4 protein-coding genes and 1 tRNA gene are annotated in these 5649 nt (G+C 46.9%); all 5 read right to left on the reverse strand.

Translation table 11 applies throughout. The features are described from left to right. Positions 1-2196 (reverse strand): electron transport complex subunit RsxC (rsxC, locus tag ORJ01_RS12515; protein WP_306178305.1); only part of this gene is annotated, 2196 nt, incomplete at its 3' end. Between the two features lie 7 nt (positions 2197-2203). Then, positions 2204-2755 carry an electron transport complex subunit RsxB gene (gene rsxB, locus ORJ01_RS12520; protein ID WP_226750050.1) on the reverse strand — a complete coding sequence of 184 codons (552 nt, stop codon included), beginning with the start codon at positions 2753-2755 and terminating at the stop codon, positions 2204-2206. Further along, entirely contained in the window at positions 2752-3336 is a 585-nt protein-coding gene (gene rsxA / locus ORJ01_RS12525; protein WP_226750049.1) for an electron transport complex subunit RsxA, read from the reverse strand. The genes rsxB and rsxA overlap by 4 nt, the downstream gene beginning before the upstream one ends. A gap of 139 nt (positions 3337-3475) precedes the next feature. Further along, positions 3476-5404, reverse strand: a complete 1929-nt coding sequence (locus ORJ01_RS12530; protein WP_306178306.1) for an EAL domain-containing protein — start codon at positions 5402-5404, stop codon at positions 3476-3478. Positions 5405-5572: 168 nt separating this feature from the next. Continuing rightward, positions 5573-5649: transfer RNA gene (locus tag ORJ01_RS12535), tRNA-Asn, on the reverse strand.

A 5649-nucleotide genomic window follows, 5' to 3' on the forward strand; every position in this document is an offset into this window, starting at 1 on the left:
AGCGGCGGCAACCGCGGCTTTACGCGGATCATCCTCGCTTGCCGGGTTATCTGAGGCAGCCTCGCTGCTAGCGGCTGCCTCATCATTGTTTTCTAAAGCGCTGTTTTGTTCAGCTTCAGCGCCCTGCTGCTGTTTACGCACTTTGGCGCGTGCTAAAGCGGCGGCAACGGCGGCTTTTCGCGGATCGTCTTGGCTTGGCGCCTTATCTGATGCAGCCTCAGTGCTAGCGGCTACCTCCCTATTATTTTCTAAAGCATGGTTTTGTTCAGCTTCAGCGCCATGCTGTTGTTTACGTGCTTTGGCGCGTGCTAAAGCGGCGGCAACGGCGGCTTTACGCGGATCGTCTTGGCTTGATGCCTTATCCGCATGGTTTTGTGTGGCTTGGCTGTCAGTTACCGCTGGTGCGCTTGCGCTGCTCTGTGCAGTCTCAGTGGTATGTTGTTGTTGCCGTGCTTTGGCTCGCGCAATAGCCGCTGCGACTGCGGCTTGGCGTGGATCGGTTGCTGTAGCGTCGAGATTTTGACTTGCTGACTGACTTTGCGCACCAGACTCGGCATCGGTATGTGCTGCCGCAGCTTGTTGCGCTTGATACGCACGCGCTTGTTGTTTTTTCACTTCGCGTTCAGCCACGATATCCGCATGCGAACGCTGTGCTGTTTCGGTAGCGTTTTGCTGTTTGGCTTTAATGCGCTCAAGTGCTGCGGCAACCGAATTGCTGCCGGCATTTTGTTGTTGAGACTGTTGCCGTGCCGCAGCCAGCTGTTGATTTTTAGCCAGGCGTGCTTGTTTTTCCGCCTCCAGCCTGGCATTGCGTGCTTCAAAACGCGCTTTTGCTTGTTCGGCTTTTAGTGCTTCACGCTGCTGCTCACGGATATCGGCTTTGGCAATACGGTAATACTGCACTAATGGGATTTCACTTGGGCAAACGTAAGCGCAGGCACCGCATTCAATACAATCGGCCAGATTATACTCTTTGAGTTTGTCATGATCTTTGGCTTTGCTATACCACAGCAATTGTTGTGGTAATAACGTAGCGGGGCAAGCATCAGCACAAGCGCTACAACGTATGCAATCTAATTCTGGCCCTGCGTTGGGTAATTCAGTATGGCTGGGCGCTAAAATGCAGTTAGTGGTTTTTACAACGGGCACGGCTAGGTCGGGCAGGGTAAAACCCATCATCGGCCCGCCCATAATCACTTTTTGTTCCAGTTCGGCCTGATAACCACAAAAATCTAATAAGGCCGCAACAGGTGTGCCGATTAACGCCTGCACATTTTGTGGCCGCTGCAAGGTTTCCCCGGTGACGGTAACAATACGCGAAATTAACGGATGATCGTCTAACACCGCTTGCGCGATAGCAAAGGCGGTGCCGATATTCTGCATCACAATACCGATGTCGGCAGGGCGACGGCCCGCTGGCACTTCTTTGTTAGTCAGTAATTGGATCAGTTGCTTTTCACCGCCTGAGGGGTACTTAACAGGCACTTCTCGAACATAGTAATGTTCGCGTTGGCTACATGCCGCGCGCATACCGGCTGCCGCAATCGGCTTATCGGCTTCAATACCAATTAATACGGCTTTTGGGTTGAGCAGCTTGCACAGAATATCAATGCCTTTGACGATGGTCGTTGGCGCTTCTTGCATCAGTGCATCATCAGCGGTGATATAGGGTTCGCATTCAACGGCGTTGATAATTAAATAATCGACCGGTTGGTGCAAGCCCGCTTTAATATGGGTGGGGAAGCCCGCACCGCCCATACCGGCAATACCGCTGTCTTGAATGCGCTCTAAAAGGGTATGGGTATCCGCTGTGGCAAAGTTCAGTGGCTCCCGCTCACGCCACTCATCTAAGCCATCGGGCTCAATGACGATGACGCTTTCAGGTAAGGCCGATGGATGTGGGCTGGTGTGATCGGTAATAGCGATAATCATCCCCGATGTCGGCGCATGCACGGGCACCGTCATGGAGTTATCGGCAGCGGTGAGTGCTTGGCCTTTGAGCACGCGCTCACCTACGCCCACCAGCAATTGGCCCGCAACACCAATATGCTGGCGTAGTGGAATGTAAAGCCGCTCTGGAAGCGACATGCTAATGATCGGCTTTTCGCTGGTTACCGCTTTACGCGTAGGGGGATGAACACCACCATGAAAGTCCCATAGCGCGCCGGCTTGAATTTGTTGAAATAAACTTGGCACCGTTGGGTTACTCCACCACTTTTACCGGGATTGCCTGTAAATCCCATTTCCAGCGCTCAGCGGTCACCGGAACAGGGATCATATCAATACAATCAACCGGGCAAGGTTCAACACACAGATCACAGCCCGTACATTCATCAACCAGTACGGTATGCATTAATTTGGACGCGCCAACTATGGCATCGACGGGGCAGGCTTGAATACATTTGGTACAGCCAATGCACTCATCTTCGCGAATAAAAGCCACACGTTTTACCGCAGGCTCTTGCGCGGCATTTAACGGTTTCGCTTCAACGCCCATCAGCTCGGACAGTTTTTTTATAGTGGCATCGCCACCCGGAGGGCATTTGTTAATGTCATCGCCATTAGCAATTGCTTCTGCATAGGGGCGACAGCCAGGATAGCCACATTGGCCACACTGAGTTTGCGGTAAAATGTCATCAATTTGCTCGACCAAGGGGTCGCTTTCCACTTTAAAGCGAATAGCAGAATAGCCGAGTAAAGCACCGAACAATAACGCCAGTACACCCAGTGCGATGAGTGCGGTAATAATAGTCATACCGATTTCACCAAGCCACTAAAGCCCATAAAGGCCAGGGACATTAAACCTGCGGTGATCATCGCAATGGCCGCACCCTTAAAAGGTACCGGCACATCGGCTGCAGCTAAACGCTCACGCATAGCGGCAAATAAGATCAACACTAACGAAAACCCAGCGGCAGCGCCAAAGCCATATAATGCGGAATTAATAAAATTATGCCGTGCATTAACATTTAATAAGGCCACGCCTAATACCGCACAATTAGTGGTGATCAGCGGTAAAAAGATGCCCAATAACCGATATAAATTAGGACTCGTTTTGTGCACGACCATTTCGGTAAATTGCACGACCACGGCAATCACCAAAATAAAGCTCAGGGTTCGTAAATACAATAGATCTAACGGCGCGAGTACATAGCTGTCAACAAGATAGCTACTGATAGAAGCCAGTGTCAGTACAAAGGTGGTCGCTAAAGACATACCAATGGCGGTTTCTAACTTGCCTGACACGCCCATAAAGGGACAAAGCCCAAGAAATTTAACCAGGACAAAGTTATTGACCAATACTGTACTTACAAGGAGTAATAAAAATTCAGTCATAGGGTTACGTTATAGGGTTCTCAGTGCGTATTATGCCGTTAGCCTGTATGGCATACAACCTGATAAAAGTAAGGGCTTTTGCTATGCAGAAGCCCTTAACTGTAAAACTTTGCTGGCAGCCGTCACACGGCATGGGGTATTACATGGGGCTAGGTTTGCCGATGTAATAGCCTTGGTTGCCGTCAATAAACAACGATTCCAGCATGTGTTTTTCTTCCTGCGTTTCAACGCTTTCAGCAAACACACCCACACCAATGCGGTGTGCTAAATCGATCATTAAACGCATAAAATACTGATTGTTTTTATCTTCATTGATATGGCGGGTGTAGCTGCCATCCATTTTCACATAATCGGGTTTTAAATCGCGGAAGAATTTAAATGAGGTAATACCCACACCAAATTTCTCAACGGTAATACGTGAACCGGCACGATGTAGCATGTCGATAAAACGTTTACTGGTTTTGAGATTTTGTTGTAAACCAAATTCGCTGACTTCAAACACCAATTTAGCGGCAATATTGGCATCTTTTAGCAAGCGTCGTTCTAACCAGATCACAAATTGATCATCATGCACACTGCGTGGCGAAAGATTTATACCAAAATACTGGTCATGCATGCTTTTGGTTTTGATCGTCGTCAAAGAGGTTTCAACAATTAAACGATCAATGGCAATAATTTTGTCCAGTTTCTCTGCCATGGCTAAGAAAGAAGCCGTAGGCAGCGTTTGCTCTTCATGCGTTTTAAAGCGCACCAGAATTTCGGAATAGGCTTTAGCTGCGCGCGAAGACGGCATGATATGTTGAACTAATAACGCTAACCGATTATTTGCTATCACATCGTCAATCACATTACGCCAATTTTGATTGCCGTAACTGTTACCCGCACTGTCTAAGCCACTGCTTTCTTTTTGTAAGTGCCAGGCATTCGGCTGTTTAGTTTGCGCTAAACTGATAGAGGTATCGGCACTGGCCAATAACTCACCTAAGGCTTTGCCATTTTCATAGCTGACTAAACCGGTGTAGGCTACCGAGTCAAGTTCAGAAAGTTTTTGAAACTCATTAAAGCGGCTTTGTAATTGCAGGGCAAAGTTTTCTGCTTCTTTAGGTGTCACTTTTGGCATTAAAATACCAAAGTCAGAACCATTTAAACGGAATAATTTGCTATCGCGATAGGTTGCGATTACCCGTTTAAGAATATCTGACACTTCTTTAATATATTGATCACCCTCATGGAAGCCACGGGTTTGGTTAATACTTTGCAATTCGGTACAGCGAGTAATACCAAAAATACCATAGTTAGCTTGGCTGGAATTAGTAAAATGCTCTTCATAGTTTTGCACAAAACGATTACGGTTCGGCAGGCCTGTCACTGCATCTTTATAGGCTTCTTCTGCAATCAGTTGGGCATCAGCTTTCATTTTTTCAGCTTGTTGCTGGGTATATTGCGTTAACTTGCGTAATGAAATACTGATTTCAGAAAACTCAGCAGGGAGTTCACTGTTTTCTGTTTTTGTTTGTTGATTGTCTGATAAGAACGCCTCGATGGTCTCGTTAACCACTCTAGAGATACGACGATACTTGCGTTGCAAACTGTTTTTGATAATGAGCACTGGCAACATAAACAGAATGAAAGGGCTACCAACCAGCACGAATAAAAAATATTGCATGCCTTTTAAGGTGGCGCGGTGATCTAACTCATAACGCACCAGCACGTCTTGTTGTTCATCTTTGATGGTCACGGTATCGTCTACTTTACCGGCTAGCGCAAAAAGCTGACTAATAAAGCTGGCTTGATAAGCATTATTGCTTTGTTCATATAAAATGGTGCCATCTAAACGTCTGACTTGTAGGCTTTTTAATTTAAAGCTGCGGTCTAGTTGACGGCTTAATGATTTACCATCTGCGGTAACATGGGTTGCGATGGTTTGCTCTATGGCAAGTTTGGCTGTATTTTCTTGTAAAATGAGTTGGTTCTTGCCGTAATAGAGGAAACCAACCAGCAAGACAATTACTAGCAGAGTTGCAGAGACTAACTGTGCTGTAAGTAACGTTCGAAAGTTTTTCATCATTCCTAGACCACCAATCAATATTGCATCCATTATAAAAGCGCAAATGTGGCTTTTATCACGCAACTCACTGTGCCTATTAAAGCAAAAAAATCTTTAAAAATAAATAAATAACACGCAAATGTCAGATTATAAAACACAGGGGGTAAAAGGAGTATAACAGAAAAATTGTGGCTCCCCAGACTGGACTCGAACCAGTGACCTACGGATTAACAGTCCGCCGCTCTAACCAACTGAGCTACTAGGGA

It is taken from the genome of Alishewanella sp. SMS8, from assembly GCF_030737935.1.
In the GTDB taxonomy this organism is placed as follows: Bacteria; Pseudomonadota; Gammaproteobacteria; order Enterobacterales; family Alteromonadaceae; genus Alishewanella; species Alishewanella maricola.

Excerpts from the sequence above, each read along its gene's own strand:
- rsxB (WP_226750050.1), bottom strand. The coding sequence starts at position 2,755 with ATGACTATTATTACCGCACTCATCGCACTGGGTGTACTGGCGTTATTG.
- rsxA (WP_226750049.1), bottom strand. The coding sequence starts at position 3,336 with ATGACTGAATTTTTATTACTCCTTGTAAGTACAGTATTGGTCAATAAC.
- ORJ01_RS12530 (WP_306178306.1), bottom strand. The coding sequence starts at position 5,404 with ATGATGAAAAACTTTCGAACGTTACTTACAGCACAGTTAGTCTCTGCA.